General features: G+C 56.7%; 2 protein-coding genes. One reads left to right on the top strand and one right to left on the bottom strand.

All coding sequences use genetic code 11. From position 1 onward, the window contains the following. The coding region (locus A3840_RS01025; protein WP_205633320.1) for a hypothetical protein at positions 1 to 686 on the top strand (686 nt) is incomplete at its 5' end. A gap of 217 nt (positions 687 to 903) precedes the next feature. Here the strand turns inward: A3840_RS01025 and A3840_RS01020 are convergent. Further along, positions 904 to 1,341: a hypothetical protein gene (locus tag A3840_RS01020; RefSeq protein WP_131798202.1), complete on the bottom strand. Its 438-nt coding sequence runs from the start codon at positions 1,339 to 1,341 to the stop codon at positions 904 to 906. Positions 1,342 to 1,879 lie beyond the last annotated feature (538 nt).

Here is a 1,879-nt window from a genome sequence, read left to right as displayed (position 1 = left end):
ATGCCGGCTGTCCGGTCAAAATGGGGTGCGCTCCAGTCCTCAAAAATCCTGGGGAGTATATGGGGACCACAGGATTGGTATTTGCGGGTTATGGAGACCACGACATTTTCCCTGCAATGGCTCCATACATGTCGATGGGGATGTTGTTGGGGAGGCACGTGGCCGAAGCAGGCAATGCGATGGCGATCGATCACGACACCCCGGCGTGGTTGTCGGCGTTCGCCCAGACTTCGATGAGCGACACTTTCTCTCTGGGTGTTAGCTATGACGTGTATTCATCATTGATGGGCGCGGTAAGCAAAGGCCTGAGAGACTTCTCTGAAGAGCTTAAAACCGCCTGCGGCGTTGCCGGCACAGTCCCGGACAAGTTCGATGAAATTGTAACTAAAGCAAGAGACGCGATTGGAAGCGCTGTTCTTGACCGTGCTGGGACCGAACACGCTCAGCCGTTGAGACGTGTGTTGGGCGTGCTGCCAGTTGACGAAATGGCCGAACTGGCCGAAACCTTAATAAACCTTCAATCATTGAAGGAGAAGGTGACAAAGCCTTCGGAGACAGTGGGTGGCCCAATTGACGTAGCGGTGATTACGAAGGGCGAGGGAATGGTGTGGCTTAAGCGCAAACACTTTTTTGACCCTGGCCTTAATTCCCGCTACATGCTGCGCCAATCGAGCCTATATAAGTGACGAACCCGGGAGCTACGAATGCCAGAAAATAGAGAATCTCTAGTGGCGGCCGTTGTCATTCGGTCGCAAGCTCGTCCTCATCCCCCTCGAAATGATCGAGATGAAGCCGCCGAACGCAAGAATGCGGAGCGCTATCGTCATTTCGTAGATGACCTGAACCGCTCAACTGAGCGGGAGTTGCAGCTTGCGGAAATGAGAAGCTAAGGCTCCACAGCTCCTAGCCTTTTTTGTTTTGATGTTGCGTTTCTAGGGCTTCAATTCGCGCCAATAGGTCGTTGGCCTCAATGGCTTTCCGCCGCGCCTCGATCACCGAAATGAAGCTCTGTCCCTCGCTGGGTGAGAGTTCACCTTTGCTCATGCTGGCAATAATGGCGTCCAGCGCTTTATCAATACCGGCCGGCGTGGACGTGTCGGGCAGGTCGATCTGGACCGTGCGTTCCATTGGTGCAGGTCGTGGATGCACGAAAGGCGCGACCTTCTCTGCCGCCCATGCCCGCTCCTTCGCATCAGCCTCCGAGTCCCGCATGATGCCCAGCATGTACTCGACCGGCGAAATGCCGCCGGCCATGGCTTTTGCCACCGCATCCACGCTGCGCCGATGCACACTGCCCTTGGGACGGCCGGCGCCGGGACGTGCTCCACCAGTTCGAGCCATTAATCCTGCCCGTCTTGGTGTGCCGGCAACGCCTTGATCCAGTCAGGGATAGGGCCGACAAATCCTAGAGGTACGTCAGCATGAGGTCGGCATTCCGCACCTTCTGGCGCCACCAGCGGACGCACAATTATGAGCAACGTGTCATCGTCATTGGCGTCAATGCCATATGGCGCGAGGAACGCAGCTATGGCGGCGTCTGATGTATCGGTGCCGGCGATAGTAAGCACACGGGAGGGCGAATTGGCGCCTCCCGATTTTCGTTCCAGCGCCTCAATGCGCGAAACCAGCCGGATCATGCCGTTGCTCCCACCTGCTGCATTGCAATCTCACACACCCGTTCGTCGTCTATGCTTGAGCAGTCGATGCCAGCCGACATAAGGCAGGTTCGTATCTTCGTTGTTGCCGCTGCAAGGCGGGAGGTCAGTTGCTCTTCGGGCAGCGACCGTGGTCTGCCCCCTGAAAAGTGGTCCTCCCTGAAGTAGGCTATTGAGCCTTAGAGAGGACGTTGGAATGCCCCAGAAGAAGCACAAGCCCGAAG

This window comes from Devosia elaeis (assembly GCF_001650025.1).
Taxonomy (GTDB): domain Bacteria; phylum Pseudomonadota; class Alphaproteobacteria; order Rhizobiales; family Devosiaceae; genus Devosia; species Devosia elaeis.
This window is presented reverse-complemented; position numbering and strand designations above follow the sequence as displayed.